Raw genomic sequence first — 26,626 nt, 5'->3', positions numbered from 1 at the left:
TAATGCCGCCGTTCGAGCCCGCCATGCCGCCCCGACGCCATGCGGGCAAGCCGACCACGCCAAGGAGTCCCTTGCTGATGACCGTGATTCGCCAGGACGATCTGATCCAGAGCGTCGCCGATGCCCTGCAGTACATCTCCTACTACCACCCCAAGGACTTCATCGACGCCATGGCGGCGGCCTACGAGCGTGAGGAGAATCCCGCTGCCAAGGACGCCATCGCCCAGATCCTGATCAACTCGCGCATGTGCGCCATGGGCCACCGGCCGATCTGCCAGGACACCGGCATCGTCACCGTCTTCGTCCACGTGGGCATGAACGTCCAGTGGGACGCCGAGATGAGCCTGGACGACATGATCAACGAGGGCGTACGTCGCGCCTACCGGCTGCCCGACAACGTGCTGCGTGCCTCAGTGCTGGCAGATCCGGACGGCGCACGCAAGAACACCGGCGACAACACCCCGGCGGTCATCCACCACAAGATCGTGCCCGGCGATACCGTCGAGGTCCACGTGGCGGCCAAGGGCGGCGGCAGCGAGGCCAAGTCCAAGTTCGCCATGCTCAACCCCTCCGACAACGTGGTCGACTGGGTGATGGAGCAGCTGCCCAAGATGGGCGCCGGCTGGTGCCCGCCCGGCATGCTGGGCATCGGCATCGGCGGCACCGCCGAGAAGGCCATGGAGATCGCCAAGGAGGCGCTGCTCGACCCCATCGACATCCAGGAGCTGCAGGCTCGCGGTGCCTCCAACCGCGCCGAGGAGCTGCGCCTGGAGCTCTACGACCGGGTCAACAAGAGCGGTATCGGCGCCCAGGGCCTAGGCGGCCTGACCACGGTGCTCGACATCAAGGTCAAGGACTGCCCGACTCACGCCGCCAACAAGCCAGTGGCGATCATCCCCAACTGCGCCGCCACCCGCCACGCCCACTTCACCCTGGACGGCTCCGGCCCCGCGGCGCTGCCGGCGCCGAAGCTCGAGGACTGGCCCGAGATCACCCGCGAGATGGGTGACAACGTCAAGCGCGTCGACCTCGACAGCGTCACTCCCGAGGAGGTGCAGACCTGGCAGCCCGGTGACACCCTGCTGCTCAACGGCAAGCTGCTCACCGGTCGCGATGCCGCCCACAAGCGCATGGTAGACATGATCGCCAAGGGCGAGCCGCTGCCGGTGGACCTGAAGGGTCGCTTCATCTACTACGTAGGTCCGGTGGATCCGGTGGGTGACGAGGTCGTCGGTCCGGCCGGTCCCACCACCGCCACTCGCATGGACAAGTTCACCCGTACCATGCTGGAGGAGACTGGCCTGCTGGGCATGGTCGGCAAGGCCGAGCGCGGGCCGGCGGCCATCGAGGCGATCCGCGACAACAAGGCGGTCTACCTGATGGCGGTGGGCGGCTCCGCCTACCTGGTCGCCCAGGCGATCAAGAAGTCCCGCGTGGTGGGCTTCGAGGATCTGGGCATGGAGGCGATCTACGAGTTCGAGGTCGAGGACATGCCGGTGACCGTGGCGGTGGACAGCCAGGGCACCTCGGTGCACCAGACCGGCCCGGCCAAGTGGAAGGAGATCATCGCCGAGCGGGCGTGACCCAGACGCTTCAGGCGCTACCGCGGCCCCGCCTTCTGGCGGGGCCGCTGTCGTTTGAGTATGCTGCACTAGACTGTTTTTGCAGGGAGTGCGCATGACGTCCTGGCTGATCGGGCTGGCGATCTTTACGGTACATCTGCTGGGTATCCTTTCCGCGGTACTTGCCCTGCTGTCCAGCCGTACCTCCCAGGGAGCCATCGCCTGGATCCTCTCCCTGCTCACCTTTCCCTATCTGGCGGTGCCTGCCTACTGGATCTTCGGGCAGCCGCGCTTCTATGGCTATGTCTCGGCCCGTGGCGAGCGCGACAGCGTGCTGCGCCGGGTGCTGGCCCGCTACTGCTCCCAGGTCGAACCCTTTCTCGCCGATGCCCGCGACCCCGATGTGCGTGCGGTGGAGCAGCTGGCCCAGATGCCGATGACCAGCGGCAACCGTGCCGAATTACTGATCGACGGCCAGGCGACCTTCGACAGCCTCTTCGACGGTATCGAGAGGGCCGAGGAGTATGTGCTGGTGCAGTTCTTCATCGTGCGCAACGATGCTCTTGGAAGCGAGCTCAAACGGCATCTGGTGCGCGCCGCCAGCCGAGGCGTGCGGGTCTATTTCCTGTACGACGAGGTGGGCAGCCACCAGCTCAACGAAGGCTATCTGCGTGACCTGGCCGAGGAGGGCATCGAGGTCAGCGCGTTCCGCTCCTCGCGGGGCTTTCGGCATCGCTTCCAGCTCAATTTTCGCAACCACCGCAAGGTGCTGGTGGTGGACGGCAGGGAAGGGTGGCTCGGTGGCTTCAACGTCGGCGTCGAGTACCTGGGGCACCATCCCCGCCACGGCCCCTGGCGCGACACCCACCTCAAGCTGAGCGGGCCCAGTGTACTGGGGCTTCAGGAGGCCTTCTGGGAGGACTGGCACTGGGCGACCGGTGAGCTGATCAACCTGGCCTGGCAGCCGACGCTGACCTGCGAGGAGTGCCACAGTGTGGTGATCGTGCCCTCGGGCCCGGCCGACTCGCAGGACACCGCCAGCCTGCTGGTCCAGCACGCCATTCACAGCGCCCGGGAGCGCTTCTGGGTCACCAGCCCCTATTTCGTGCCCGACCAGGGGGTGCAGGATGCCCTGCGTCTGGCGGCCATGCGCGGCGTGGACGTGCGCATCATGATGCCCGAGCGTCCCGATCACCTGCTGGTGTTCCTGTCGGCCTTCTCCTTCCTGCCCGATATGCTGCGTGCTGGCGTCAAGGTCTACCGCTACCAGCCCGGTTTCCTGCACCAGAAGGTCATGCTGATCGATGATGCGGCGGCCAGCGTCGGCACGGTCAACCTCGACAATCGCTCCTTCCGCCTCAATTTCGAGATCACCGCCTTTCTGCCTGACCGCCAGTTTGCCGCCCAGGTCCGCCTGATGCTCGAGAAGGACTTCAGCGACTGCCGTCGCATCGATATCGAGGAGATCACCTCGCGGCCATTGTGGCGCAAGTTGCTCTCCCGAGCCGCCTACCTGCTGGCCCCGATTCAGTGATATATTAAATGCTTGCGATGACCGGCATGGTCGGTCGTTACGCCCACCACGGATCGGGAGTCGCGGTGAACCTCGAGACCAAGTGGCTGGAGGACTTCGTTGCCCTGGCCAATACGCGCAGCTTTTCCGCCTCGGCGCGTCAGCGCCATGTCACCCAGCCGGCCTTCAGTCGCCGCATCCGCTCCCTTGAGCAAGCGGTGGGTGCCACCCTGGTGGACCGCTCCACCACCCCGGTCGGGTTGACTCCGGAAGGTCAGCTCTTCCTGGTCACCGCCCGCAACCTGGTGGAACAGCTCAACGAGAGTCTGGGGCATCTGCGTGGCCTGGCCATGGCCAACGAGGCGCTGGACATCGTCGCCGCGCACTCCCTGGCGCTGAGCTTCTTCCCGCCCTGGATCTCGCGCCTGCAGCAGGGCGTCGGCGAACTGCCCACCCGCCTGGTCGCCATGAACGTGGGCGAGGCGATCCACGTGCTGCGCGAAGGCAACTGCGACCTGATGCTCGCCTATCACGACTCCCACGCCACCATGCAGCTCGACTCCGAGGTCTTCCCCTCCTTCTCCATCGGCCAGGTGAAGATGCTGCCGGTCTGCCTACCGGACGAGGACGGTGAGCCACGCTTCCCCCTGCAGGGGGAGGAGTCAATTCCCTATCTCGCCTACACCCAGGGCGCCTTCCTCGGGCGCAGCGTGCGCATGCTGCTCAAGAACGACCCGCTGCGTCTTCGCCTGCGCACCGTCTACGAGACGGCCATGGCCGAGGGGCTCAAGGGCATGGTGATGCAGGGTATCGGCATGGCCTGGATTCCCGACTTCTGCATCCGTGAGGAGCTCAAGGATGGCCGCCTGGTACGGGCCGGTGACGAGAAGTGGGATATCCCTCTGGAGATCCGCCTCTACCGCTGTTCTCTGGTGCACAAGCCCGGCGTCGAGAAGCTCTGGAAGCAGATGCAGAAGTTACCCCGGGACTTCCTGGAGGCCTGACAGGGCGCGGTGTGCTGGATCAGGAACCGCCGAAATCGGCGGGTAGCCCCAGGAAGTCCTGGATGATGAAGAAGTGGTCCTCGAACAGACTCTCCGGGTCGAGGTCGGCCAGCGCCACCCAGCGTGCGTGATCGCCGCCCTGCACCGGCTTCAGGCGCGGCAGCTGCTGCTCCGGGCGCAGCGCGAAGTAGAAGGCTTCGGCCAGGGTACGCCCCCGCCAACTGCGATGGGGCTCGTCGAACAGGCGCTGGCCGCGCAGCGACCCCTTCAACACCGGCTCCGGCACCTTCAGCCGTACCCTCTCGCGCAGCTCTCGCAGGCAGGCATCCAGCAGGCGTTCATGGGGATTGATGAACCCCCCTGGCAGGGCGTAGAGCCCCTTGCCCGGGGCGGCGGTGCGCCGCACCAGCAGCACATGCCCGGACTGCACCACCACCGCATTGACCGTGACGAAGATGGGCGGGTAGGGCGCCTGGGCCCAGGCGCTGCGGTACTGGTCGAGCAGCACCTGCTCCTCGATCAACTGGCGGTAACCCTCACCAGCGCAGAAGTCGCGCAGCGCCTCGACGACACCGGGCGGCAGATCATGGGAGGCGCCGGTGCTCAGGTAGTCGCCGGCAGAGGGCGTGGAGCGGAACAGCCGCTCACGGATCTGGCTGGCGGAGATGCCCTCCACCAGTGGCACGCTCACCGACTCCCATTGGGGAAACAGAGAAAGGTAATAGCTGGACTGACCACGGCTGGCACCGATCAGGCCGATGCGCGGCAGTCGCGCCCCGAGGGGACTGGCGATATCGCGTACCTTGCGCTGCACGTCACGCACCCAGACGTCGTTGTTGTAGAGCGCATCGAGCAGCGGTACCACGGCAAGGCGTTCGTTCTCCTCGGCATCGAAGGCGCTGCGCAGCATGGCGCGGCGCTCTTCGAAGCGCCAGGGATTGCGCAGGGAGCGCGCCTGCCAGGCCGACCCCACCATCACGATCACCTTCCGGGCACGCTTAAGGGCCTGGTGGATCACCGCGAGATGGCCCAGGTGGGGCGGCTGGAAGCGACCGATGAAGACCAGGCAGTCGAAATCGGGGCTCTCGGAAGTGGCGTCCGTGCAAGGGCTCATTCGAGGGGCCTGCTGTGAAGTGATCACTCCATTATGTTTGTGCTGACAGTGGCTTGCAATGCGCCTGCTGGCTTCGGCGAGACGCCTCGGGCGGGCTTCGGGTATGCTGTGGCGAAACGATGTTTCGACAGGTTACAGGGAAGTGGGGAGTTCGATGTTCGATCCGAGGAAACTGACGCCCGCCCGGCTCAAGGCTGGCTTGCTGTTCTGGTGGCGCGTGGTGCATGGCGCCATCCGCCTGTGGCTGGAGCGCAACGCCTTCAGCTACGCCGGCTCGCTGGCCTTCTACACCCTCTTCTCGCTGGCGCCGACGGTGATCATCGCGGTCACGGTGATCGGCCTGGTGCTGGGGGAGGAGGCCGCCCATGGCCAGATCGTCGCCCAGCTTCAGGGCACCATGGGCCTCGATGCCGCCGCCGCCATCGAGGCCGCCGTCGCCCAGTCACGCATCGAGGAGTCCGGCCTGCTGCCCAGCCTGCTGGGCATCGGCGCCCTGATGGTCGGTGCCACCACCGTCTTCGCCCAGATGCAGTTCTCCCTCAACACCCTGTGGGGCGTCACCGCCCGCCCCAGCGCCAACAGCGCCCTGGTGTTCGTCAAGAACCGCCTGCTGTCGCTGACCGTGGTACTGGCCATCGGCTTCATCCTGCTGGTGTCGCTGGTGCTCGGGGTGATGCTGCGCGCCACCCTGCAGGCCGCCGACACCCTGCTGCCCTACGTCGGCCTGCTCACCACCGGAGCCGAATTCCTGGTCTCGCTGGTGGTGATCGCCGCGCTCTTCGCCACCATCTTCAAGGTGCTGCCGGACGTGGTGCTGAGCTGGCGGGACGTGGCGGTGGGGGCCGTGGTCACCGCGCTGCTGTTCGCGGTGGGACGCTCAATGATCGCCCTCTACCTCTCGCACACCGCCACCGCTTCCACCTACGGCGCGGCGGGCTCGGTGGTGATGATCCTGCTGTGGGTCTACTACAGCTCGCTGATCCTGCTGTTCGGCGCGGCCTTCACCCGCTGCCACCTGGCCGAACGTGGCAAGCCGCTGGTGCCGCGCAACACCGCGGTGGTGGTGCGCCGCGAGCTGCTCGAGGATGCGCATCAGTCGCCGGCCAGCGGTGGCGCCGCGACACCGGAGGCCTCCTCGTCCCGGCGCGACGTCGCCTGAGGGCACGCCTGCCACGCCGAGGCTGGCCGAGCGCGCTGGCGGCTGGTAGAAAGGAGGCCGGCCATCGAGACAAGGAGTTCGCCATGGAGACGACCTGCGTGAAGGCCTTGGTGACCGGCAAGGTCCAGGGCGTCAGGTATCGCCGTGCCACCCAGGAGCAGGCGCTGAAGCACGGCCTCACCGGCCATGCCACCAATCTCCCCGACGGCCGCGTGGAGGTGCTGCTGTGCGGCCGCCGCGAGGCCGTGAAGGAGGTCGCCGAGTGGCTGTGGAAGGGGCCGGAGAACGCCCGGGTCACTCATGTGGAGTTCGAGGTGCTCGACACCCACGCCCCGGACGACTTCCGGACCACCTGAGCCTCAGGCGAGCACGTCGGCGATCCAGTCGCTGACCGCCTCGCCGTCGACCTCCAGGCACACCTCCACCGCCGGGGTGCGTGACCAGCGCGCCTCGATGAAGCCGCGTCCCTCGGGGGCGAAGATCGTCTGCCCCTCGGCGTCGCCCTCGGTGGCCACGGTGAGGTGGCCGCGCGCCGTGGTGAACAGCTCCGGGCGCAGCAGCCACGCCAGCGCACAGCTGTCGTGGGGGCAACAGCCGTCGATGCCCAGGAACTCGTGGTAGAAGTCGCGGTAGAAGGCGTAGCTGCCGGCCAGCACCTTGCCGAGCTCCCCCTGGCCCGCCTCGATGCGCGCCATGTGCGCCGGTGTCAGCACGCAGCGGTGGGTGACGTCGAGCCCCACCAGGGTCAGCGGCCAACCGGCGGTCAGCACCCGCGACGCGGCGTCGGGATCATTGAACATGTTGGCCTCGGCCACCGGCGTCACGTTGCCTCCCTCGCGGATCGAGCCCCCCATGATCACCACACCCTTCACCCTGTCGATGATGGCGGGGTCGAGCTGCAGCGCCGCGGCCAGGTTGCCCACCGGGCCCACCGCCACCAGGGTCACCTCGCCGGGGCGCGCGTTCACAGTGTCGACGATGAACTGCGCCGCGCTGCGGGGATCGGCCTTTCCCTGGACCTCGGGCAGGGCGATATCGCCCAGGCCGTTGGCACCATGGATGTGCGCCGGCGGCGCGTGGCGCGCCTTAACCATCGGTCCCGCCGCGCCCTGGGCCACCGGAACGTCGTGCCGCCCGGCCAGCTGGGCCAGCAGTAGCGCATTGCGGGTGGCGACCTCCACGTCGACATTACCGTAGGTGGTGGTCATGCCCAGCAGCTCGATCTCTGGGTGTCTCAGGGCGATGGCGATGGCCTGGGCGTCGTCCACGCCCGGATCGGTATCAAAGATGATGGAATGGGTCACGGCTCTCTCCACGGTCAGGGGGCTTCGGGGGTAATGGGCGCCTCGGGCGCCGCGGGGCCCTGGGTGAGGGCACGTTCCACCTCGTCGAGGGTGGGGATGCTTTGCGCCGCCCCCGGGCGCTGTACGCCCAGGGCGGCGGCGGTGGCGGCGCGGCGCAGGCATGCCTCGACGGGCAGGCCCGCCTGACGGGCCGCCAGGTAGTAGCCGATGAAGGTGTCGCCGGCGGCGGTGGTATCCACCGCCATGACCGGTAGCGCCGGCTGGTGGCGGCGTTCATCGTGGTGCTGGTACCAGGCGCCTTCGCCGCCGAGGGTTAGCACCAGCTCGGTCTCGGGCAGCCGTGAGGCCAGGGCATCGAGCAGAGCCTCGGCGCTGCTCTGCACGGCAAGGCCAGCCAGTCGGGCGGCCTCGGTGCGGTTGACGAACAGCACGGAACACAGCGACAGCGGCAGCTGCACCACGCTGTCATCCATGGGCGCCGGGTTGAAGGCCACCTTCAGGCCCCGCTCGACGGCCAGCGGGATCAGCTCCTCCAGACCGCTACGCTCGTTCTGCAGCAGCAGCCAGTCACCCGGGGTGGCAGCATCGACGAGCTCGACCAACTGCTCTCGCGAGTTTCCGTGGTTGGCGCCGGGGAACAGGATGATGGCGTTCTCGCCGCTGTCATCCACCTGGATGATCGCGTGGCCGCTGGGCTCATCGACCAGCCTGACCTGGCCGACATCGACGCCAGCCCGGGCCAGGGTGTCGCGGGCCCAGGCGTCCTGGCGCCCGACTCGCCCCCAGTGGCTCAGGTGGCCACCGGCCCGGGCCATGGCGAGCGACTGGTTGGCGCCCTTGCCACCCAGGCCCACGCGGTAGTCGCGGCTGGCCAGGGTCTCCCCCGGGGACACCAGGTGCGGCACCCGGTAGAAGTGGTCGAGGTTGATGGAGCCATAGTTGTGGCAGTAGAAGTGCTGGCTCTCGACTCGCTGCATCGTCACTGCCCCCGTGCCCATTCGCGGAGGTTGTCGGCCGTCAGCGCCACCACGTTCTGGCGCGCCTCGGGCGTGATCCAGGCGTTGTGGGGCGTGACGATCAAGTTGAGCGGATCGTTCAGCGCATCGATCAGCGGGTGGCCATCCCGCGGCGGCTCCTCGGGCAGCACGTCCACGGCAAGTCCGCCCAGCCGCTCCTCGCGCAGGGCGGCGAGCGCCGCTTCCTCGTCGATAATGCCGCCTCGGGCACAGTTGACCAGCAGGGCGCCCGGCTTGAGGCGTGCCAGCAGGTCGGCATCCACCAGGTGATGGGTGGCCTCGTTGAGCGGACAGTGCAGGCTGATCGCATCCACCTCCGAGGCCAGCTCGGCCAGCCCCGGGCGGTCGTCATGGGCCTCGTTGCCGGGACGGGCGGTGAAGGTCACGCGCATGCCGAAGGCTTCGGCCAGCTGTGCCACACGGCTCCCCAGCTCCCCCTGGCCGACGATCGCCAGGTGCTTGCCCTCGAGCTGCAGGGTGCGGTGATCCATCAGGCAGAAGAAGGGGCTCTCGCCCCAGCGGCCTTCCGCCACGTCGCGCTGATAGAGCGGCAGGCGATTGGCCAGGACCAGCAGCAGCATCAGGGTGTGCTGGGCCACGCTGGCGGTGCCGTAGCCGGTCACGTTCTTCACCGCGATGCCCAGGCGCCTGGCCGCGGCCATGTCGATGTTGTTGGTTCCCGTGGCCAGTACGCAGATCAGCTTCAGGGAGGGCAGGGCCTCCAGGGTCTCGGCGTCCAGTACCACCTTGTTGACGATGGCGACCTCGGCGGCGGCGAGGCGCTCCCGGGCCTCGTGGGTAGTGCTTCTTTCATGGACCACCAGGTCATCGAGCTGCTCGCGAAGAGGGGCCAGGTCGACATCGGGACCGAGGCTTGCGGCATCGAGAATGACGGCTTTCATCGGAGGTTCCTTGCTGTGTGAGGTGCGCCTTGCCCGCACTGGTGTGTGGCGCGCTATAATAGTGGGCTTTGGCAGGCTTGGAAGTTGCCATGGCCGGCCGCATATCGCCTGTGTCGGGCCCAGCCCGACCGCGTCCTGAACTGGGTGATGACGATTTGGAGTGATCAAACCATGCCCATCTACGAATACGAGTGCAAGGCCTGCGGCCACCGCCTGGAAAAGCTTCAGAAGCTCAGCGCAGAGCCGCTGACCGACTGCCCCGCCTGCTCGGCCTCGGCGCTGTCGCGCCTGGTCTCCGCCGCGGGTTTCCGACTGGCCGGCGGTGGCTGGTACGAAACCGATTTCAAGTCCGGCAGCAAGAAGAACCTCGCCGGTGACGGCGGTGGCGCCACGCCGGACGGCAAGACAAGCAAGAAGGATGGAGCGGCGGCCTGAGGGCTGCCCCTCGTCGTTTCACGTTATTCGACTTACACCACGCAACAGAACAGGACACGACATGCGCAGCCATTATTGCGGCCAGCTCAACGAGACCCTGGTGGACCAGACGGTCACCCTGTGCGGCTGGGTTCACCGCCGCCGTGACCACGGAGGCGTGATCTTCCTCGACATGCGCGATCGCGACGGCATCGCCCAGGTCGTGGTCGACCCCGATACCGCTGAGGCCTTCGCCAACGCCGACCGCGCGCGCAGCGAGTACGTGCTGCGCATCCAGGGCCGCATCCGGCTGCGTCCCGAGGGCACCCAGAACCCCAACATGCCCACCGGCATGATCGAGGTGCTGGCCAAGGACGTGGAGGTGCTCAACACCGCCGCCACCCCGCCGTTCCAGCTCGACGAGCATGGCAAGGTGGGCGAGGAGGTGCGTCTCAAGCACCGCTACATCGACCTGCGTCGCCCGGAGATGATCGACAAGCTGCGCCTGCGCTCGCGCATCTCCCACAGCGTGCGCGCCTTCCTCGAGGGCCAGGGCTTCCTCGATATCGAGACGCCGATCCTGACCCGTGCCACCCCCGAGGGTGCCCGCGACTACCTGGTGCCCAGCCGTACCCATGCGGGCAGTTTCTTCGCGCTGCCCCAGTCGCCACAGCTGTTCAAGCAGCTGCTGATGGTGGCCGGCTTCGACCGCTACTACCAGATTGCCAAGTGCTTCCGCGACGAGGACCTGCGCGCCGACCGTCAGCCGGAGTTCACCCAGATCGACCTCGAGGCTTCCTTCGTGGAAGAAGAGGACATCATGGGCATCACCGAGGCGATGATCCGCCAGCTGTTCCAGGAGGTGCTGAGCGTCGAGCTGCCCGAGTTCCCGCGTATGAGCTGGCATGAGGCGATGAACCGCTACGGCTCCGACAAGCCCGACCTGCGCATTCCGCTGGAGCTCACCGACGTCGATGACCTGATGAAGCAGGTCGACTTCAAGGTCTTCTCCGGGCCGGCCAGCGCCGACGACGGCCGCGTGGCCGCCCTGCGCGTGCCCGGTGGCGCGAAGCTCTCGCGCAAGGAGATCGATGAGTACACCAAGTTCGTCGGCATCTACGGTGCCAAGGGCCTGGCCTGGATCAAGGTCAACGAGCGCGCCAAGGGGCTCGAGGGATTGCAGTCGCCCATCGTCAAGTTCATGGAGAACGTGGTCGAAGAGCTGCTCGAGCGGGTGGGTGCCGAGGACGGCGACATCATCTTCTTCGGCGCCGACAAGGCGCGCATCGTCAACGAGGCGATCGGTGCGCTGCGCGTCAAGCTGGGCGAGGACCTCGACCTCTACACTCGGGAGTGGGCGCCGCTGTGGGTGGTGGACTTCCCGATGTTCGAGGCCGACGACGACGGTCGCCTGAGCCCCTTGCACCACCCCTTCACCTCGCCGGCATGCAGCCCCGAGGAGCTCAAGGAGAACCCCGCCGAGGCGCTCTCGCGGGCCTACGACATGGTCCTCAACGGCACCGAGCTGGGCGGTGGTTCCATCCGTATCCATGACCAGGCGATGCAGCGCCGCGTGTTCGAGATCCTCGGCATCGGCGAGGAGGAGGCCCGCGAGAAGTTCGGCTTCCTGCTCGACGCCCTGCAGTACGGCGCACCGCCCCACGGCGGCCTGGCCTTCGGCCTCGACCGCCTGGTGATGCTGATGACCGGCGGGCGTACCATCCGCGAGGTGATCGCCTTCCCGAAGACCCAGAGTGCGGCCTGCCTGATGACCGACGCGCCGGGCGAGGTCAGCGGCGATCAGCTCAAGGAGCTGAATATCCGCCTGCGGCAGAAGGCCAGGGCCGAGTCCACCGGCGAGTGACACCGACCCCGACCCGATGCATCTCACCGGCGCCCCAGGGCGCCGGTGTCATGTTCCAGGCAAGGAGGACATATGGCCGGCCATAGCAAATGGTCCAATATCAAGCACCGCAAGGCGGCCCAGGACGCCAAGCGCGGCAAGATCTTCAACAAGCTGATCCGTGAGCTCACCGTGGCCGCGCGCCAGGGTGGCCCCGATCCGGCAGACAACCCGCGATTGCGCACCGCCGTGGACAAGGCGCTCTCCAGCAACATGCCCAAGGACACCGTGCAGCGCGCCATCGACCGCGGTGCCGGCAATGCCGATGACGACGCCATGGAGGAGTGCATCTACGAGGGCTACGGACCGGAAGGGGTGGCGGTGATGGTCGAGTGCCTCACCGACAACCGCAACCGCACCGTCTCGGAAGTGCGACACGCCTTCAGCAAGTGCGGCGGCAACCTCGGCACCAGCGGCTCGGTGGCCTTCATGTTCCACAAGCAGGGCCGCCTGGCGCTGCCTGCGGGAATCTCGGAGGAGGCGGTGATCGAGGCGACCCTGGAGGCCGAGCCCGAGGATATCGTGACCCTCGATGACGACACCCTGGAAGTGGTCACGGCCCCCGACGCCTACCATGAGGTCAAGGAGGCGCTGATCGCGGCGAACATCGAGCCCGAGCGCAGTGAGCTGGGCCTGTTCCCCGAGACCACCACACCGATCGAGGACAAGGAGCTTGCCCGCAAGGTGATCCGCCTGATCGACATGCTCGAGGACCTGGATGACGTCCAGAATGTCACCACCAACGCGGAGTTCGACGATGCCGTTCTCGACGCTATCGAGTGAATGGCCGACATGCTGATTCTGGGTATCGATCCCGGCTCACGGATCACCGGTTACGGCGTGCTGGACGTTTCCACGGCCACGCCGCGCTACGTGGCCAGCGGCTGCATCCGCATCTGCGCCGACGACCTGGCCCAGAAGCTGGCCCAGGTCTATGCGGGGGTGAGCGAGCTGATCGCCGTGCATCGCCCGGCGGAGTTCGCCATCGAACAGGTGGTGATGTCGAAGAATGCCGACTCGGCCCTCAAGCTGGGCCAGGCGCGCGGCACCGCCATCGTCTGCGCCGCCAACCACGGCCTGCCGGTGAGCGAGTATGGCCCGCGCCAGATCAAGCAGGCGGTGACCGGCTCGGGGCGTGCCGACAAGCTCCAGGTGCAGCATATGGTGACCGCGATCCTCGGACTCTCGGCGACACCCCAGGCCGATGCCGCCGATGCCCTGGCCATTGCCCTGACCCACGCCCATGCGCGCCGCGGGCTGGTCACCAGCGGCAGCTTCGGTGGCCATAGCAGCCGGCGCAAGGGCAGCTCCTGGCGCGATTTTCGGCCCTGATACTGTCGCTGCCAGGCGACGCTTTCGGCGTTCTCGAACGCCGTTCTACCGGGCTGGCCAGCCCCGCGGCCGACCAGTATAGTGGCTCCAACGGCGGCGCCTGCCGCCCACCCTGACGCAAGGATACGGACTTCCCATGATCGGACGCCTGCGAGGCACGCTTCTCGACAAACAGCCCCCCTGGTTGGTGGTGGATGTGGCCGGCGTCGGCTACGAGCTGGAGGCATCCATGACCACGCTGGTGGCCCTGCCTGCCGTCGGCGAGGCGGTATCGCTCTACACCCACCTCAGCGTGCGTGACGATGCCCACCTGCTTTATGGCTTCCTGCGCGACCAGGAACGCACCCTGTTTCGTGCGCTGATCAAGGTCAACGGCGTGGGGCCCAAGCTGGCCCTGGCGATCCTCTCCGGCATGGACGAGGCGGCGTTCCGGCGCTGCGTGCTGGATGATGACGTCAAGTCGCTGACGCGGCTGCCCGGCGTCGGCAAGAAGACTGCCGAAAGGCTGATCATCGAGATGCGTGACCGCTTCCCCCACTGGGAGTCCCCGGAGCCCTCCCTGTCGGGACTCGAGGGCGACAGTCGACAGGTCTCGCCGGGACAGGACCCGCTGGCCGATGCCGAGGCGGCACTGGTCAGCCTCGGCTACAAGCCGACCGAGGCGGCCAGGATGCTCAGTGGCCTCGAGGGCGAAGGCAGTACCGAGGCCATGATCAAGGCGGCATTGAGCCGCCGGATGGCGGGGTAGCACGATGCTGGAGAGCGACCGTCTGATCGCCGCCGACGTCCGCGAGGGAGAGGAGCCCGTCGATCGCGCCATTCGTCCCAAGCGACTCGCCGACTACATCGGCCAGCCCCGGGTGCGCGAGCAGCTCGAGATCTTCATCGGCGCCGCTCGTGGACGCGGCGAGAGCCTCGACCACACCCTGGTGTTCGGGCCGCCGGGGCTCGGCAAGACGACCCTGGCCAACATCATCGCGGAGGAGATGGGGGTAGGGCTCAAGTCGACCTCGGGGCCGGTGCTGGAGCGCGCCGGCGACCTGGCCGCCATGCTCACCAATCTCGAACCCGGTGATGTGCTGTTCATCGACGAGATCCATCGCCTCTCGGCGGTGGTGGAGGAGATCCTCTATCCCGCCATGGAGGACTTCCAGCTCGATATCGTGATCGGCGAGGGGCCGGCAGCACGCTCGATCAAGCTCGACCTGCCGCCCTTCACCCTGGTGGGCGCCACCACCCGAGCGGGCCTGCTCACGTCGCCGCTGCGTGACCGCTTTGGTATCGTCCAGCGCCTGGAGTTCTATGCCATCGAGGAGCTCACCGAGATCGTCTCACGCTCGGCCCGACTGATGGGGGTCGTGGCCGATCCCGAGGGAGCTCTGGAGGTAGCGAAACGCTCCCGGGGCACACCACGCATCGCCAACCGGCTGCTGCGCCGTGTGCGCGACTACGCCGAGGTGCGCGGCAACGGCCATGTCGACGCCGCTATCGCCGACCGGGCCCTGGACATGCTTCATGTCGACCAGCACGGCCTCGACCATATGGATCGCCGCCTGCTGCTGGCGATGATCGAGAAGTTCGACGGCGGGCCGGTGGGCGTCGACTCCCTGGCCGCCGCCATCGGCGAGGAGCGCGACACCATCGAGGACGTGATCGAGCCCTACCTGATACAGCAGGGGCTGATGATGCGCACCGCCCGCGGTCGGGTGGTGACTCGCCAGGCCTGGCAGCACTTCGGCCTGGCTCCCGCGGCCGGCGCCGAGGATGCGGCGGGGGAGACCCGTCCATGAACGAGTTTCGCTTCCCGGTTCGCGTCTATATCGAGGATACCGATGCCGGCGGCATCGTCTACTACGTCAACTATCTCAAGTACATGGAGCGGGCACGCAGCGAATGGCTTCGCGCACGGGGCATCACCCAGCACGCGCTGTTCGAGAGCGGGGTCCAGCTGGTGGTGCACCGGCTGGAGTGCCGCTATGCCAAGCCCGCCAGGCTGGATGACGCGCTCGAGGTGAGCGCGGAGGTCCTGACCGCGGGTCGTGCCCGGCTGCAGTTCGGCCAGGTGGTGACCCGTCGCGGGGAACCCCTGTGCGAGGCGAGGGTCGACATCGCCTGTATCGACGCCAGGCGCCTCAGGCCCATACCCTGGCCGCCGGCGCTCGCCGAGCTGCTGGCTCACACTTCTGCTCAACCGCAAGCCTGACGAGGATGCCCGTGAACGACGCCATGTCCATACCCCACCTGATCATGAACGCCAGCACCGTGGTGCAGCTGGTCATGCTGCTGCTCACGGTGGGGTCGATCCTCTCCTGGATCGTGATCTTCCAGCGCACCTTCATGATGCGCCGCGCCCGCAAGGCCCACCGTGGCTTCGAGGACCGCTTCTGGTCCGGTGTCGATCTCAATGAGCTCTACCGCGAGGTGCCCCCGGAGCAGGAGACCCAAGGCGCCGAGCACATCTTTCGCGCCGGTTTTCGCGAATTCAACCGGCTGATGTCCAAGACCCGCAGTCCCCAGGCGATCCTCGAAGGGGTGCAGCGCAGCATGCGGGTGGCCTGGTCCCGGGAGGAGGAGCGTCTCAACCTGCACCTGGTCTTCCTGGCTACCGTGGCCTCGGCCAGCCCCTATATCGGGCTGTTCGGTACGGTGTGGGGCATCATGGGCTCCTTCCAGTCCCTCTCCATGGCCCAGCAGGCGACCCTCTCCACCGTGGCGCCCTGGATCGCCGAGGCCCTGATCGCCACCGCCATGGGGCTGTTTGCCGCCATCCCGGCGGTGATCTTCTACAACCGCCTGTCCGCGGAGTCCGGCCGCCTGCTGGGCAAGTACGAGGACTTCGCCGAGGAGTTCCACTCCATCCTGCACCGCAACCTGCAGGGCCGGTCAGACGCCGGCGGTGCCTGAGGGAGTCACGTCATGCATGGACCTTTTCATCGCGGGGGAGCCCGCAAGCCCATGGGCGAGATCAACGTGGTCCCCTTTATCGACGTCATGCTGGTGCTGCTGGTGATCTTCATGATCACAGCACCCATGCTGACCCAGGGGGTCAACGTCGATCTTCCCCAGGTGACCTCGGAGCCCATCGATCCCCCCGAGGACAGCGACCCGATCATCGTGTCGGTGGATCGCGACGGCCAGTACTACCTCTCCATCGGCGGCGACGAGACCGAGATGCCCCTGGAGGAGGTCGCCGATCGCGTGATCATCCTGCTCGAGCGCAAGCCCGGCACGCCCGTGATGGTCCGCGGCGATCGCAACGTCTCCTATGGCCAGGTGGTGACCCTGATGGGCACGCTGCAGACCGCCGGCGTCGCCAACGTGGGGCTGATCTCCGAACCGCCGAGCGGGGGGGAGTAAGCGCACCATGGCCAGACGACATGCCCGGGTAGGCTATGGGCTGCCGACGCTGCTGGCAGTTGGGCTGCACGTCCTGGTGCTGCTGATCAGCGTGATCAGCCTGCCGGCCAGCGACCGCGAGCCCCAGCCATCCTCCATCGTTCAGGCGACCCTGGTCAGCACCGAGACCGTTACCGACCAGGCCCAGCGGGCCGAGGCGGCGCGTCAGCGTGCCCTGGCCAGGCAGGCCGAAGAGCAGCGCGAAGCCGAGGAACAGGCCCGCCAGGCGGAAGAGCAGGCCGCCGCTCAGGAGGCGCAGCGCGAGGCGCAGCAAGAGGTGGAGGAACAGGCGCTCGAGGAGGCACGTCAGGCCGCCGAGGCCGAGGCTGCCAGGCGTAGCGAGGAGGCCGAGGCCGAGACCCGGCGTCTCGAGGAGCAGCGTCAGGCCGAGGAAGAGGCCCGGCGCGAGCGCGAAGCCGAGGCGCAGCGCCGTGAGGCCGAAGAGGCCGAACGCCAGCGTCAGGCCGAAGAGCAGCGTCGCGAGGAAGAGGCCGCACGCCAGCGTGAGGCGGAGGAGCAGGCCCGTCGCGAGGAGGAGGCCGCACGCCAGCGCGAGGCGGAGGAGCAGGCCCGTCGTGAGGAGGAGGCCGCACGCCAACGCGAGGCGGAGGAGCAGGCCCGTCGCGAGGAGGAGGCCGCACGCCAGCGCGAGGCGGAGGAGCAGGCCCGTCGCGAGGAGGAGGCCGCACGCCAGCGCGAGCAGGCCGAGGCAGAGATGCAGCGGTTGATCGAGGGAGCGGATGAGCGTGTCGCCAATGCGCAACAGGGGCAGCAGGCGGCCAACGACTTTATCGCTCTGGTGCGCCAGGCCGTAGAACAGTCCTGGCGGATTCCCCCCAATGTCTCCTCCGGGGCGACGGCCGAGATATCGGTACGGCTAGGCCCCTCCGGAGAGCTGTTTGTCGCCGAGATCTCTCGCTCCAGCGGTGACACTGCCTTCGACCGTTCCGCCGTCCAGGCCGTTGAGGCCGCGGCACCGTTCGCCGAACTGCGACAGTTGCCAGCCGGTGTGCAACGGGACTACCGTCAATTCAATCTGCGCTTCAGACCGGGAGATGTACGCTGATGAAATCCCTGATGACTGCCTGGCTGGCCGCCGCGCTGCTGCTGGTGAGTCAACTCGCCCAGGCCGACCTGACGATCGAGATCACCCGTGGCAACGATAGTGCCACGCCCATTGCCGTGGTGCCCTTTGCAGGTGGCGAGGGGCTGCCCGAGGACGTTGCCCAGGTGATTCACGACGACCTCGAGCGCAGCGGTTACTTCGAACCGCTGCCGCGCCGCCAGATGATGGACCAGCCCGCCAGCGCCGATGAAGTACGCTACGGCGACTGGAAGGCCCTGGATGTGCGCTACCTGGTGGTGGGTAGCGCCGAGCGCGAGGGCGACGGCTACCGGCTGCGCTTCGAACTGATGGATGTCAGTGGCGAGAAGCGCATGCTCGGCGAGGTGGTGACTGCCGACTCGGGCGAGCTGCGCGGCGCCGCGCACTACATCAGCGACCAGGTGTTCGAGGCGATCACTGACATTCGCGGTGCCTTCTCCACGCGCATCGCCTACGTCACCTCCCAGGGCGTGGGCGACAACATGCAGTTTGCCCTCTACGTGGCCGATGCCGATGGCCACAACAGCCAGCAGGTGCTGAGCTCGCGAGAGCCGATCCTGTCGCCGGCCTGGTCCCCTGACGGTCGCAAGCTGGCCTATGTCTCCTTCGAGACCGAACGCCCGGCCATCTACGTCCAGGAACTGGGCTCCGGAAAGCGGGCGCGCATCAGCTCATTCCAGGGCCTCAACGGGGCACCCGCCTGGTCGCCGGACGGTCGTCGGCTGGCGATGTCGCTCTCCAAGGATGGTCAGCCGGAGATCTACGTGATGGACATCGGGTCACGCGACTTGCAGCGCATCACCAACGACTCGGCCATCGATACCGAACCCTTCTGGGCGCCGGACGGCCGCAGCCTGTTGTTCACCTCGGACCGCAGCGGCGGGCCACAAATCTACCGCCACGACCTGGCCAGCGGTGAACAGAAGCGCATGACCTTCACCGGCAATTACAACGCCCGCGGCCGCTTCTCGCCGGACGGCGAGTCGCTGTTCCTGATCCATCGTTCCGGCAACGGTTTCCAGGTCGCTCGCCAGGATCTGGAGAGCGGTCGCCTGGTCACGCTGAGTGATTCACGCTGGGACGAGTCGCCCAGTGTTGCGCCCAACGGGACCATGGTAATCTTCGCCACCCAGCAGGGTAACAGCGGGGTGCTGGGGGCAGTCACTGCCGATGGACGCGCGTCCTTCCGGCTGCCCTCCGCTCAGGGTGACGTGCGCGAACCCGCGTGGTCACCTTTCATGAACTGATGCTTCAGGAGTATGAAACGATGCAATTCAAGCCCTATGCCCGCTCCCTGGCAGTCGCCCTGTCGCTGGCCCTGGTGGCCGGCTGTTCCAGCACCGGCGGCACCCAGGACGGCTCCATGGACGGAACTCGCGACGGCAGCGGTGCCAGCAGCACCGGCGTGAGTGATGGTCGGGCCAGCGGCTCCGGCTATGGCGGCACCGCCGGCCAGCAGGCCGACGGTCGCATTCCCCAGCAGCGCACCATCTACTTCGCCTTCGACAGCGACGTGATCCGCCCCGAGTTCGAGTCCGTGCTGGCCGCCAACGCCCGCTACCTGCGCGAGAACGGCAATGCTCGGGTAGTGCTCCAGGGTCACACCGATGAGCGTGGCACCCGCGAGTACAACATGGCACTGGGCGAGCGGCGTGCTCGCTCGGTAGAGCAGTTCCTCTCCGTGCAGGGCGTTTCCCCCTCCCAGGTCGAGGTGGTCAGCTACGGCGAGGAGCGTCCGGCGGCCCGCGGCCAGAATGAAGAGGCCTTCGCCCAGAACCGTCGGGTCGTGTTCGCCTACTGAGGCGAGCGCCCGCGTCGAGGGAGACACAGATGAAACACGGTCTGAAAGGACTGTGCGGTGCGGGAGCCCTGGTGCTCCCGCTCTCCGTAGGGCTTCCCGCACTGGCCCAGCAGCCGGTAGTCGAGGACCTGACCGCACAGCCCAGCACCTTCTATCAGCAGACGGAGACCCGTGAAGCGGCGGGTGGCAGCCTGGTGATCTTCAACCAGGTCCAGGAGCACCAGGAAGAGCTACGGCGCCTGCGTGGCCAGGTCGAGGAGTTGCGCCATCAGCTCGAACAGCTGCGCGGGCAGACCCGTCAGCAATACATGGACCTCGAGGATCGCCTTTCCTCGCTGTCGGTGGGCGCCGGCCCGACCAGTGGTGACGCGACCGACGAGGCTAACCAGAGAGTCGACGAGCAGGCCGCAAACCAGGTGGCCGACCAGTCCGACTCTCCGGCCCCGCGCAGCGACGATCCCGATGCCCAGGCGGCCTATCAGCAGGCCTTCGCCAGCGTCCAGGCACGCGAGTTCGATGCGGCCATTGCCGCCTTCGAGGCGTTCGTGGGCGACTATCCGGACAGCCGCCTGACTCCCAACGCCCACTACTGGCTGGGCGAACTGCATTCCGCCGAGGGGCGCCTGGAGCCCGCCGAGGCGGCCTTCCGCACGGTGCTCGACGACTACCCCGAGAGCAACAAGGTACCCGACGCGCTCTACAAGCTGGGCCTGCTCAAGGCGCGCCAGGGCCAGCCGGACGAGAGCCGGGAACTGCTCGAGCGGGTCCGCGAGGCATATCCCGAGAGCACCGCGGCGGGGCTGGCCGGCGACTTCCTGCGCGACGCCGGCAACTGATCACCGAGGAGAACCCATGACCACCTGCAAGATCGACTACCAGGCGCCGAGCGAGCTGCTGCACGACCGCGTGATCCTGGTCACCGGTGCCGGCGATGGCATCGGCCGGGCCGCGGCACTCGCCTATGCCAGACACGGCGCCACGGTGATCCTGCTGGGGCGCACCATCGCCAAGCTGGAGGCGGTATACGACGAGATCGAGGCGGCCGGGGGAGCGCAGCCGGCGATCTTTCCGCTGAACTTCGAGGGTGCCACCCTCAAGGACTACCACGACATGGCCGAAACCCTGGACCGGGAATTCGGCCGCCTGGATGGCATCCTCCACAATGCCGGGCAGCTCGGTCGCATCATGCCCTTCGAGCAGTACAATCCCGAGCTCTGGGAGCAGGTCATGCAGGTCAACATCAATGGCCCGATCTGGATGACCCAGGCACTGCTGCCTCTCCTCAAGAGCTCCCGGGATGCCTCGGTGATCTTCACCTCGTCGGGCGTGGGCAGGAAGGGACGCGCCTACTGGGGCGCCTACGCGGTCTCGAAGTTTGCCACCGAGGGCTTCGTGGAAGTGCTTGCCGATGAGCTGGAGCACCTGGGCAGCATCCGGGTCAACAGCCTCAACCCCGGCGCCACCCGCACCCAGATGCGCCGCACCGCCTATCCGGGCGAGGATCCCGCTGCCCTGCGCACCGCCGAGGAGATCATGCCCACCTACCTGTGGCTGATGGGCCCCGAGAGCCGCGGCCACAACGGCGAGAAGTTCGACGCCCAACCGCCGAAGGCCTGACACCGCTGCCGCTGGCGTGCCTTCTCAATCCAGCGCCGCCGCCAGCGCCTCGCCGGTCTCGAACCAGAGGTCGGCGGGCCAGGCACGAAAGTCATCGTCTTCCTCTACATAGCCCCAGCCTACTGCCACCGCCGGCATGCCGGCGGCGCGGGCAGCCTGGATGTCGCGCAGGTGGTCGCCCAGGTACCAGCACGCCTCTGGGGCGACGGAGAGGCGGCGGGCGGCCTCCAGCAGCGGGGCCGGGTCGGGCTTCTTGACCGGCAGGTCATCGGCGCAGAGCAGCGCTCCCGGCGACAGCCCCAGGGCGGCCACCAGGGGCTCGGCGTAGGCCCGCGGCTTGTTGGTGACAATCCCCCAGGGCCGCTCGGCCGCCTCCCAGCCCGCCAGCAACGGCACCAGGTCGGGAAAGATGCAACTCTCCTCGGCTACCGCCTCGCCATACGCGGCGAGCAGGAAGGCGCGTGCCGCGTCGTGTCCTGGCATGTCACGCGCCAGGCCCAGGGCGAGTTCGACCAGGGCGCTGCCGCCGTTGGAGACCTGGGCGCGGATCACCGGATAGGGCAGGGCGGCGAGGCCATGGTGGGCGCGCAGGGCATTGGTGGCCCGGGCCAGGTCAGGTGCGGTATCCACCAGGGTCCCGTCGAGATCGAAAAGCAGGGCCTCGGGGCGGGGCATCGCAGTCACGCCTCCTCGCGCCGGCAGTGCATCAGATAATTGACCGAGACATCGGTCGGGTGCAGCCGGTAGCGGCGGCTCAGCGGGTTATAGACCAGTCCGCTCTGCTCACGCACTTCCAGGCCTGCCTGACGGCACCATCCGGCCAGTTCGGCGGGGCGGATGAACTTGGCATAGTCGTGGGTGCCACGGGGCAGCATGCGCAGCAGGTACTCGGCCCCCACCACCGCCAGGGCCAGCGCCTTGGGGTTACGGTTGAGGGTCGAGAAGAACACCTGGCCACCGGGCTTGACCAGGGTTGCGCAGGCACGCACCACCGAGCTCGGATCCGGCACGTGCTCCAGCATCTCCAGGCAGGTGACTACATCGAAGCTTCCCGGCGCCTCCTCGGCCAGGGCCTCGATGCTGACCCGGCGGTACTCGATGGCAAGCCCGCTCTCCTCGGCATGCAGGCGGGCCACGCCCAGCGGGGCCTCGCCCAGGTCGATGCCGGTGACCTCGGCACCGCGATGGGCCATGCCCTCGGCGAGGATGCCGCCGCCACAGCCCACATCCAGAACACGCCGCCCGGTCAGGCCGGCACGTGCGTCGATGAAGTCCAGGCGCAGCGGATTGATATCGTGCAGCGGCTTGAACTCCCCCGTGGCGTCCCACCAGCGTCCCGCCAGGGCCTCGAACTTGGCGATCTCGCCCGGATCCACGTTGTCCGCTGAGGTTGATGTTGCGCCCATCTGCGCTCTCCGTTGCTGGTTCATGTTACAGGCCTCGGCCAAGTTGTTGGCGTGACGCTACAGTCGCTGTCGTAGTGTCGACACAGTGGCAGGCCTGGTCGCGTCCGGTATCATGCCCATGATACCCGTTCCCGGGGAGGCATTCCCACGTCTCTCACCCGGGAAGGAACGCCGCTAGCCGCGGTGACACCCACTGATGCTGAGAGATCGACAAGGACTTCACCATGATTCGCAAGGCCGTGCTTCCCGTCGCCGGTTTCGGCACCCGCTGCCTGCCGGCCTCCAAGGCGATTCCCAAGGAGATGATCACCATCGTTGACCGTCCGGTGATCCAGTACGTGGTCCAGGAGGCGGTTGCCGCCGGCATCCGCGATATCGTGCTGGTGACCCACGGCAGCAAGGCGGCCATCGAGAACCACTTCGACAAGCACTTCGAGCTCGAGGCAAGCCTCGAGGCCAAGGGTAAGTACGAGCTGCTCGGGGAGCTGCGCAGCATCGTGCCGGACGACGTCAATATCATCAGTGTGCGCCAGCCGGAACCGCTGGGCCTCGGTCATGCCGTGCTCTGCGCGCGCCCGGTGGTGGGCGACGACGCCCCCTTTGCGGTGCTGCTCCCCGATGTGCTGGTGGATGACGAGGGTCTCGATCGCAACGATCTGGCCGGCATGCTGGAGGCCTTCGAGCATAGCGGCCACGCCCAGCTGATGGTCGAGGAGGTCCCCCACGAGATGACCAGCAAATACGGCATCGTCGACACCGGCGGGGAGGTTCCCGCCCCCGGCGAGTCACGGCCGCTGGCCGGCGTAGTGGAGAAGCCGCCGGTAGAGGAGGCTCCCTCTGACCTGGCGGTGATCGGCCGCTATGCGCTGCCCGGCAGCATCTTCGCACTGCTCGCCGAGACTCCCCCCGGAGCCGGCGGCGAGATTCAGCTGACCGATGCCATCGAGACCCTGCGCACCCGGGAAGGCGTGGACGCCTACCGGATGCGTGGCAAGACCTTCGACTGCGGCCATCAGCTGGGCTATCTCGAGGCGATCCTTGCCTATGGTAGACGCCATGCCCGCTTTGGCGAGGGCTTCCGCAAGCTCCTCGCCCGCTACGCCGGGGAGGCCTGAGCCATGCGTGTGCTGGTTCACGGTAGCGAACTCTCTGCCGCTACCGCCGCCGCCGCCCTCAGCTGGGTGGGTCATGAGGTCACCTGGCTACCCCATGCCGACCAGTCATGGTCCACCCTGCGGGGAGCCGACTGGCTGATCCGTGAACCGCGCCTGTTCGACCAGCTCGAGGCCGGCCTCGCCGACGCCAGCCTGCGGCTGGCAACGAGCGCCGAGGAAGCCCTGCAGCACCCCCAGGAGGTGGTCTGGCTGTCACTCTCACCGGAGCAGCGCGGTGACCTCGATGGCCTGTTCGAGGCCCTGGGCAGCAACGGGGCCCAGTCGCGGCTGCTGGTCAACCACTCCACCTTCCCGGTCGGCGAGACCGAGCGGCTGGAGGCCAGGCTGGGGCCGGGCAGCCACGCCGTGGCCCTGTCGGACATGATCGAGGAGGGGCGCGCCTGGGAGACCTTCACCCGGCCTGGCCGCTGGCTGCTGGGTGCCGACGATCCCGGGGCGGAGGCACGGGTACGCGAGCTGTTGCGCGCCTTCAACCGGCGCCGCGAGGTGATCCAGCGCATGCCGTGCCGTGCGGCGGAGCTCACCAAGCTGGCCATCAACGGCATGCTGGCCACCCGCATCAGCTACATGAACGAGGTGGCGGGGCTCGCCGACAGCCTGGGCGTCGACGTTGAGTTCGTGCGCCAGGGAATGGGCTCCGACCCTCGCATCGGTTACGAGTACCTCTACCCCGGCTGTGGCTTCGGTGGCCCCAACTTCTCCCGCGACCTGATGCGCCTGGCCGACGTCCAGTCCGCCAGCGGGCGGCGCTCGGCGCTGCTCGAGCAGGTGCTCGACATCAACGAGCACAAGAAGGAGACGCTGTTCCGCAAGCTGTGGACACACTTCCATGGCCGTCTGGAAGGGCGCTGTGTGGCGATCTGGGGCGCTGCCTTCAAGCCCGGCACCGCGCGCATCGACCACGCCCCGGTGCTGACCCTGTTGCGGGCGCTGTGGGCCCAGGGGGTTCGGGTTCGCCTCCACGACCCCGCGGCGCTGCCGGCGCTGCGCGAGGAGGTGGGCAACCACCCGCTGCTGGAGCTCTTCGAGGGCGACCCGCTGGAGGCGTGTCGGGGGGCCGACGCCCTGATGCTGGTCACCGAATGGAAGGCCTACTGGAATCCCGACTGGCGACAACTGGCCACGCTGCTGGGCGAGCGCCTGGTGCTGGATGGGCGCAATATCTATGACCCGGCATGGGTCGCCGCCCAGGGGTTAACCTATCGCGGCATCGGCCGTCGCGCCGACCCCTGAGGGATGGATGGCCGGCTTGGCGCGGCCGAACCCATGAGATTGGTGGTGGCGAATCGCCAGTTGGCCAGTGCCCAGAAGGCCGCGAGCCCTGCCGCGGCCTCCTCGGCCTCTGGCGCCACGTAGTGGGCCAGCAGCGGGATAACTCCCGGCGCCAGCGGCAGCTCGCCGTCGGCGGTGGTCACCACGGCCAGCTCCCGCGCCTCGCCCTGGGCGACCAACCACACCCAGCCCCCCTCACTGAATTCCGCGGCGGCCTCTTCGAGGGCACAACGGAGCCCCTCGAGGTCACCGAAGGCGGTACCGATGGCCGCGGCCAGCGGGTCGGGCAGGGTCCCTGGGCGCGGCGCCAGGCTGTGCCAGTGGAAGGTCAAGGCCCAGGCCTGCGCCGCCTGCTGGGCGAGCGCGCCTTCAGCGCCCAGGAGAATGGCCTCCAGGGAGCACTCCGCCCAGGGCGTGCCGGCGACCAGCCGATTGAGGCGAGCCACGCAGGCCCGCTGCAGCTCGCCGTGGCGTTGCTGCACCACCGCGCGGGTGAGGTGCGGTTCAAGGGCCTTGGCGTCGTAGGGCAGGGCAGGCAGTTCGAATGACATCGGGCTTCCTTGGCGACTGGGTCAATGGGCAACGGGAGCAGCAGCGTTGGCCTCGCCCCGTGCGCTGGAGACCGTAAACCCTTTACACTGGTTGCCGTCGCATGGGCATGCCTCCGGGCGCCTCGGCATGATATCAGGCGACCCGTATCCCGGCATCCCAGCCCCGGCCACACAAGGAGTAGAGCATGGCAGAGCGTCCGGAACCGCGCCGCTACGCCGGACCGATCGTCCCGGATCCGGAAGCCAGCCTGACGGCACACCGCCCCCGGTATCCCGAGCCTCCACGGGTGTGGCCGCTGTGGCTGCTGGTACTGATGCTCGTCGGGGCCCTGGGGGCCATGGGCTGGTTCGTCTGGCAGGAGCGTCAGCGCCTTGAGGCCGAGGCAGCGCGGCTGAGCGGGGAACTCTCCAATGTTCATGCGCGCTTCGATGCTGCCATCGGTGAAGGTGATGGCCTCGAGCGACTGGAGGCGCGTCTCGACGCCCTGGAGCGTCAGGACGCCACCCAGGAACGACACTTCGGCGTGGTCGAGGAGGACCTTGCCGCAGGGCTCGAACGCCTGGAAGGTATGATCGATCGCCAGGAGGCGCGCCTGACCCGCATGGGCGAGGCCGCCGCAACCCGCGAAGCGATGCTCGCCGCCTTCCAGGGCTCCCTCGACGCCCTGGAGCGGGCCGGCGAGGAGGGGCGCGGCGCCCTTGGGGGGCGTCTCGATCTGCTCAGCGAGGCCCAGGAGCAGCATGACCGGCGCCTCACCGAACTGCAGGAGCAGGCCATCGATGAAACTGCCCTCGATGCACTGCGGGAGCGCCAGGCCGCGGTCGAGGAGAGCCTGGCCGATGGCCAGGCGGAGCAGCGCTCACGCCTCGAGGAGTTGCAGGCGCGAGTCGTCTCGCTTGCCGAGACGCTTGAAGGCGTCGACGAGGCGCGGGAAGATGATCGCCAACAACGGGATGCCCTGCGCCAGCGCCTGAGCGCGCTCGAGGCCGAGGCGGGCGAACTGCGGCGCAGCCAGCTTGCGCTGAGCGCCCGTCTCGAGGCACTCAGGCCTTGAGGCTTGCGTCAGGGCATCCCCACGA

General features: G+C 67.8%; 29 protein-coding genes. 22 read left to right on the top strand and 7 right to left on the bottom strand.

Annotation, left to right across the window (positions count from 1 at the left end):
• Window positions 1-77 precede the first annotated feature (77 nt).
• The 3 genes from LWH48_RS05030 to LWH48_RS05020 all read left to right on the top strand — a co-directional run bounded on the left by LWH48_RS05030 (window position 78) and on the right by LWH48_RS05020 (window position 4,079).
• Window positions 78-1,583 (top strand): fumarate hydratase, encoded by a 1,506-nt coding sequence (locus tag LWH48_RS05030; protein WP_232911683.1) that lies wholly within the window; start codon window positions 78-80, stop codon window positions 1,581-1,583.
• Window positions 1,584-1,677: 94 nt separating this feature from the next.
• Window positions 1,678-3,096 (top strand): cardiolipin synthase, encoded by a 1,419-nt coding sequence (gene cls, locus LWH48_RS05025; protein ID WP_232911681.1) that lies wholly within the window; start codon window positions 1,678-1,680, stop codon window positions 3,094-3,096.
• A 65-nt stretch (window positions 3,097-3,161) separates the two neighbouring features.
• Complete coding sequence (locus LWH48_RS05020) at window positions 3,162-4,079, top strand: LysR substrate-binding domain-containing protein (RefSeq protein ID WP_161433089.1); 918 nt, start codon at window positions 3,162-3,164, stop codon at window positions 4,077-4,079.
• 19 nt (window positions 4,080-4,098) lie between these two features.
• Here LWH48_RS05020 and LWH48_RS05015 read toward each other — a convergent pair whose 3' ends face one another.
• Window positions 4,099-5,193 carry a bifunctional nicotinamide-nucleotide adenylyltransferase/Nudix hydroxylase gene (locus tag LWH48_RS05015; RefSeq protein WP_232911680.1) on the bottom strand — a complete coding sequence of 365 codons (1,095 nt, stop codon included), beginning with the start codon at window positions 5,191-5,193 and terminating at the stop codon, window positions 4,099-4,101.
• 154 nt (window positions 5,194-5,347) lie between these two features.
• On the opposite strand from LWH48_RS05015, the gene LWH48_RS05010 reads away from it, so the two are divergent.
• Both LWH48_RS05010 and LWH48_RS05005 read left to right on the top strand, forming a co-directional pair.
• Entirely contained in the window at window positions 5,348-6,352 is a 1,005-nt protein-coding gene (locus LWH48_RS05010) for a YihY/virulence factor BrkB family protein (protein WP_232911678.1), read from the top strand.
• 83 nt (window positions 6,353-6,435) lie between these two features.
• On the top strand, window positions 6,436-6,708 hold the full coding sequence (locus tag LWH48_RS05005; RefSeq protein ID WP_232911677.1) for an acylphosphatase: 273 nt from the start codon (window positions 6,436-6,438) through the stop codon (window positions 6,706-6,708).
• A gap of 3 nt (window positions 6,709-6,711) precedes the next feature.
• Here LWH48_RS05005 and LWH48_RS05000 read toward each other — a convergent pair whose 3' ends face one another.
• From LWH48_RS05000 to LWH48_RS04990, 3 genes are read right to left on the bottom strand one after another with little or no spacing between them, the layout of a single operon-like run.
• Window positions 6,712-7,656, bottom strand: coding sequence for a nucleoside hydrolase (locus LWH48_RS05000; protein ID WP_232911675.1), 945 nt, complete (start codon window positions 7,654-7,656; stop codon window positions 6,712-6,714).
• Window positions 7,657-7,670: 14 nt separating this feature from the next.
• On the bottom strand, window positions 7,671-8,633 hold the full coding sequence (locus LWH48_RS04995) for a ribokinase (RefSeq protein ID WP_232911674.1): 963 nt from the start codon (window positions 8,631-8,633) through the stop codon (window positions 7,671-7,673).
• A gap of 2 nt (window positions 8,634-8,635) precedes the next feature.
• Window positions 8,636-9,574: a D-2-hydroxyacid dehydrogenase gene (locus LWH48_RS04990; protein WP_232911673.1), complete on the bottom strand. Its 939-nt coding sequence runs from the start codon at window positions 9,572-9,574 to the stop codon at window positions 8,636-8,638.
• Between the two features lie 171 nt (window positions 9,575-9,745).
• Between LWH48_RS04990 and LWH48_RS04985 the strand changes: the two genes are divergently transcribed.
• The 14 genes from LWH48_RS04985 (at window position 9,746) to LWH48_RS04920 (ending at window position 21,142) form a co-directional block, all read left to right on the top strand.
• Window positions 9,746-10,009, top strand: coding sequence for an FmdB family zinc ribbon protein (locus tag LWH48_RS04985; protein WP_232911672.1), 264 nt, complete (start codon window positions 9,746-9,748; stop codon window positions 10,007-10,009).
• Window positions 10,010-10,070: 61 nt separating this feature from the next.
• Window positions 10,071-11,852 carry an aspartate--tRNA ligase gene (aspS, locus tag LWH48_RS04980; protein ID WP_232911671.1) on the top strand — a complete coding sequence of 594 codons (1,782 nt, stop codon included), beginning with the start codon at window positions 10,071-10,073 and terminating at the stop codon, window positions 11,850-11,852.
• A gap of 72 nt (window positions 11,853-11,924) precedes the next feature.
• The gene (locus LWH48_RS04975) at window positions 11,925-12,674 is read left to right on the top strand and encodes a YebC/PmpR family DNA-binding transcriptional regulator (RefSeq protein WP_232911670.1); all 750 of its coding nucleotides are present in this window, start codon (window positions 11,925-11,927) and stop codon (window positions 12,672-12,674) included.
• A 9-nt stretch (window positions 12,675-12,683) separates the two neighbouring features.
• A complete protein-coding gene (gene ruvC / locus LWH48_RS04970; RefSeq protein WP_232911669.1) occupies window positions 12,684-13,223 on the top strand; it encodes a crossover junction endodeoxyribonuclease RuvC in 540 nt (179 codons plus the stop codon).
• A 136-nt stretch (window positions 13,224-13,359) separates the two neighbouring features.
• Window positions 13,360-13,971 carry a Holliday junction branch migration protein RuvA gene (gene ruvA, locus LWH48_RS04965; protein ID WP_232911668.1) on the top strand — a complete coding sequence of 204 codons (612 nt, stop codon included), beginning with the start codon at window positions 13,360-13,362 and terminating at the stop codon, window positions 13,969-13,971.
• 4 nt (window positions 13,972-13,975) lie between these two features.
• Window positions 13,976-15,013: a Holliday junction branch migration DNA helicase RuvB gene (ruvB, locus tag LWH48_RS04960; RefSeq protein ID WP_161432163.1), complete on the top strand. Its 1,038-nt coding sequence runs from the start codon at window positions 13,976-13,978 to the stop codon at window positions 15,011-15,013.
• Complete coding sequence (ybgC, locus tag LWH48_RS04955; RefSeq protein WP_161432162.1) at window positions 15,010-15,426, top strand: tol-pal system-associated acyl-CoA thioesterase; 417 nt, start codon at window positions 15,010-15,012, stop codon at window positions 15,424-15,426. Before ruvB ends, ybgC begins: the two co-directional genes overlap by 4 nt.
• An 11-nt stretch (window positions 15,427-15,437) precedes the next feature.
• Window positions 15,438-16,127 carry a protein TolQ gene (gene tolQ / locus LWH48_RS04950; RefSeq protein WP_161432161.1) on the top strand — a complete coding sequence of 230 codons (690 nt, stop codon included), beginning with the start codon at window positions 15,438-15,440 and terminating at the stop codon, window positions 16,125-16,127.
• Window positions 16,128-16,139: 12 nt separating this feature from the next.
• Window positions 16,140-16,580: a protein TolR gene (gene tolR / locus LWH48_RS04945; RefSeq protein ID WP_161432160.1), complete on the top strand. Its 441-nt coding sequence runs from the start codon at window positions 16,140-16,142 to the stop codon at window positions 16,578-16,580.
• 7 nt (window positions 16,581-16,587) lie between these two features.
• Entirely contained in the window at window positions 16,588-17,685 is a 1,098-nt protein-coding gene (gene tolA, locus LWH48_RS04940; RefSeq protein ID WP_232911663.1) for a cell envelope integrity protein TolA, read from the top strand.
• Window positions 17,685-18,971, top strand: a complete 1,287-nt coding sequence (gene tolB, locus LWH48_RS04935) for a Tol-Pal system beta propeller repeat protein TolB (protein WP_232911661.1) — start codon at window positions 17,685-17,687, stop codon at window positions 18,969-18,971. Before tolA ends, tolB begins: the two co-directional genes overlap by 1 nt.
• 20 nt (window positions 18,972-18,991) lie before the next feature.
• Window positions 18,992-19,525 carry a peptidoglycan-associated lipoprotein Pal gene (pal, locus tag LWH48_RS04930; protein WP_232911660.1) on the top strand — a complete coding sequence of 178 codons (534 nt, stop codon included), beginning with the start codon at window positions 18,992-18,994 and terminating at the stop codon, window positions 19,523-19,525.
• A gap of 29 nt (window positions 19,526-19,554) precedes the next feature.
• Complete coding sequence (gene ybgF / locus LWH48_RS04925) at window positions 19,555-20,361, top strand: tol-pal system protein YbgF (RefSeq protein WP_232911658.1); 807 nt, start codon at window positions 19,555-19,557, stop codon at window positions 20,359-20,361.
• 16 nt (window positions 20,362-20,377) lie between these two features.
• Window positions 20,378-21,142: a YciK family oxidoreductase gene (locus LWH48_RS04920; RefSeq protein WP_232911656.1), complete on the top strand. Its 765-nt coding sequence runs from the start codon at window positions 20,378-20,380 to the stop codon at window positions 21,140-21,142.
• 24 nt (window positions 21,143-21,166) lie between these two features.
• Here LWH48_RS04920 and LWH48_RS04915 read toward each other — a convergent pair whose 3' ends face one another.
• Together LWH48_RS04915 and ubiG are read right to left on the bottom strand one after the other, a co-directional pair.
• A complete protein-coding gene (locus LWH48_RS04915; RefSeq protein WP_232911654.1) occupies window positions 21,167-21,817 on the bottom strand; it encodes an HAD-IA family hydrolase in 651 nt (216 codons plus the stop codon).
• Between the two features lie 5 nt (window positions 21,818-21,822).
• Window positions 21,823-22,548, bottom strand: coding sequence for a bifunctional 2-polyprenyl-6-hydroxyphenol methylase/3-demethylubiquinol 3-O-methyltransferase UbiG (gene ubiG, locus LWH48_RS04910; protein ID WP_232911652.1), 726 nt, complete (start codon window positions 22,546-22,548; stop codon window positions 21,823-21,825).
• A 224-nt stretch (window positions 22,549-22,772) separates the two neighbouring features.
• Here ubiG and galU point away from each other — a divergent pair, with 224 nt between their 5' ends.
• Both galU and LWH48_RS04900 read left to right on the top strand, forming a co-directional pair.
• On the top strand, window positions 22,773-23,663 hold the full coding sequence (gene galU, locus LWH48_RS04905) for a UTP--glucose-1-phosphate uridylyltransferase GalU (protein ID WP_232911651.1): 891 nt from the start codon (window positions 22,773-22,775) through the stop codon (window positions 23,661-23,663).
• A gap of 3 nt (window positions 23,664-23,666) precedes the next feature.
• Window positions 23,667-24,956 (top strand): nucleotide sugar dehydrogenase, encoded by a 1,290-nt coding sequence (locus tag LWH48_RS04900; protein WP_232911650.1) that lies wholly within the window; start codon window positions 23,667-23,669, stop codon window positions 24,954-24,956.
• On the opposite strand, the gene LWH48_RS04895 is transcribed toward LWH48_RS04900, so the two are convergent.
• Entirely contained in the window at window positions 24,923-25,546 is a 624-nt protein-coding gene (locus tag LWH48_RS04895; RefSeq protein WP_232911645.1) for a Fe-Mn family superoxide dismutase, read from the bottom strand. The two genes, LWH48_RS04900 and LWH48_RS04895, sit on opposite strands and share 34 nt — an antisense overlap.
• Before the next feature lie 185 nt (window positions 25,547-25,731).
• On the opposite strand from LWH48_RS04895, the gene LWH48_RS04890 reads away from it, so the two are divergent.
• Complete coding sequence (locus LWH48_RS04890) at window positions 25,732-26,601, top strand: hypothetical protein (protein ID WP_232911641.1); 870 nt, start codon at window positions 25,732-25,734, stop codon at window positions 26,599-26,601.
• Window positions 26,602-26,626 lie beyond the last annotated feature (25 nt).

The sequence above is a fragment of the Halomonas sp. G15 genome (assembly GCF_021282295.1).
GTDB classification, from domain to species: domain Bacteria; phylum Pseudomonadota; class Gammaproteobacteria; order Pseudomonadales; family Halomonadaceae; genus Halomonas; species Halomonas alimentaria.
The sequence above is the reverse complement of the archived record's forward strand: the minus strand, read 5'-3'. Positions and strand labels throughout refer to the sequence as shown.

What these genes read in the sequence shown, in the direction of transcription:
- ruvB (WP_161432163.1), top strand. Translation starts at nt 13,976, where the DNA reads ATGCTGGAGAGCGACCGTCTGATCGCCGCCGACGTCCGCGAGGGAGAG.
- ybgC (WP_161432162.1), top strand. Translation starts at nt 15,010, where the DNA reads ATGAACGAGTTTCGCTTCCCGGTTCGCGTCTATATCGAGGATACCGAT.
- LWH48_RS04985 (WP_232911672.1), top strand. Translation starts at nt 9,746, where the DNA reads ATGCCCATCTACGAATACGAGTGCAAGGCCTGCGGCCACCGCCTGGAA.
- tolR (WP_161432160.1), top strand. Translation starts at nt 16,140, where the DNA reads ATGCATGGACCTTTTCATCGCGGGGGAGCCCGCAAGCCCATGGGCGAG.
- LWH48_RS04900 (WP_232911650.1), top strand. Translation starts at nt 23,667, where the DNA reads ATGCGTGTGCTGGTTCACGGTAGCGAACTCTCTGCCGCTACCGCCGCC.
- ruvC (WP_232911669.1), top strand. Translation starts at nt 12,684, where the DNA reads ATGCTGATTCTGGGTATCGATCCCGGCTCACGGATCACCGGTTACGGC.
- LWH48_RS05030 (WP_232911683.1), top strand. Translation starts at nt 78, where the DNA reads ATGACCGTGATTCGCCAGGACGATCTGATCCAGAGCGTCGCCGATGCC.
- pal (WP_232911660.1), top strand. Translation starts at nt 18,992, where the DNA reads ATGCAATTCAAGCCCTATGCCCGCTCCCTGGCAGTCGCCCTGTCGCTG.
- LWH48_RS05005 (WP_232911677.1), top strand. Translation starts at nt 6,436, where the DNA reads ATGGAGACGACCTGCGTGAAGGCCTTGGTGACCGGCAAGGTCCAGGGC.
- LWH48_RS04895 (WP_232911645.1), bottom strand. Translation starts at nt 25,546, where the DNA reads ATGTCATTCGAACTGCCTGCCCTGCCCTACGACGCCAAGGCCCTTGAA.
- aspS (WP_232911671.1), top strand. Translation starts at nt 10,071, where the DNA reads ATGCGCAGCCATTATTGCGGCCAGCTCAACGAGACCCTGGTGGACCAG.
- LWH48_RS05010 (WP_232911678.1), top strand. Translation starts at nt 5,348, where the DNA reads ATGTTCGATCCGAGGAAACTGACGCCCGCCCGGCTCAAGGCTGGCTTG.
- LWH48_RS04975 (WP_232911670.1), top strand. Translation starts at nt 11,925, where the DNA reads ATGGCCGGCCATAGCAAATGGTCCAATATCAAGCACCGCAAGGCGGCC.
- LWH48_RS05015 (WP_232911680.1), bottom strand. Translation starts at nt 5,193, where the DNA reads ATGAGCCCTTGCACGGACGCCACTTCCGAGAGCCCCGATTTCGACTGC.
- ruvA (WP_232911668.1), top strand. Translation starts at nt 13,360, where the DNA reads ATGATCGGACGCCTGCGAGGCACGCTTCTCGACAAACAGCCCCCCTGG.
- ybgF (WP_232911658.1), top strand. Translation starts at nt 19,555, where the DNA reads ATGAAACACGGTCTGAAAGGACTGTGCGGTGCGGGAGCCCTGGTGCTC.
- tolA (WP_232911663.1), top strand. Translation starts at nt 16,588, where the DNA reads ATGGCCAGACGACATGCCCGGGTAGGCTATGGGCTGCCGACGCTGCTG.
- ubiG (WP_232911652.1), bottom strand. Translation starts at nt 22,548, where the DNA reads ATGGGCGCAACATCAACCTCAGCGGACAACGTGGATCCGGGCGAGATC.
- LWH48_RS04890 (WP_232911641.1), top strand. Translation starts at nt 25,732, where the DNA reads ATGGCAGAGCGTCCGGAACCGCGCCGCTACGCCGGACCGATCGTCCCG.
- cls (WP_232911681.1), top strand. Translation starts at nt 1,678, where the DNA reads ATGACGTCCTGGCTGATCGGGCTGGCGATCTTTACGGTACATCTGCTG.
- LWH48_RS04920 (WP_232911656.1), top strand. Translation starts at nt 20,378, where the DNA reads ATGACCACCTGCAAGATCGACTACCAGGCGCCGAGCGAGCTGCTGCAC.
- LWH48_RS04995 (WP_232911674.1), bottom strand. Translation starts at nt 8,633, where the DNA reads ATGCAGCGAGTCGAGAGCCAGCACTTCTACTGCCACAACTATGGCTCC.
- LWH48_RS04990 (WP_232911673.1), bottom strand. Translation starts at nt 9,574, where the DNA reads ATGAAAGCCGTCATTCTCGATGCCGCAAGCCTCGGTCCCGATGTCGAC.
- galU (WP_232911651.1), top strand. Translation starts at nt 22,773, where the DNA reads ATGATTCGCAAGGCCGTGCTTCCCGTCGCCGGTTTCGGCACCCGCTGC.
- LWH48_RS04915 (WP_232911654.1), bottom strand. Translation starts at nt 21,817, where the DNA reads ATGCCCCGCCCCGAGGCCCTGCTTTTCGATCTCGACGGGACCCTGGTG.
- tolB (WP_232911661.1), top strand. Translation starts at nt 17,685, where the DNA reads ATGAAATCCCTGATGACTGCCTGGCTGGCCGCCGCGCTGCTGCTGGTG.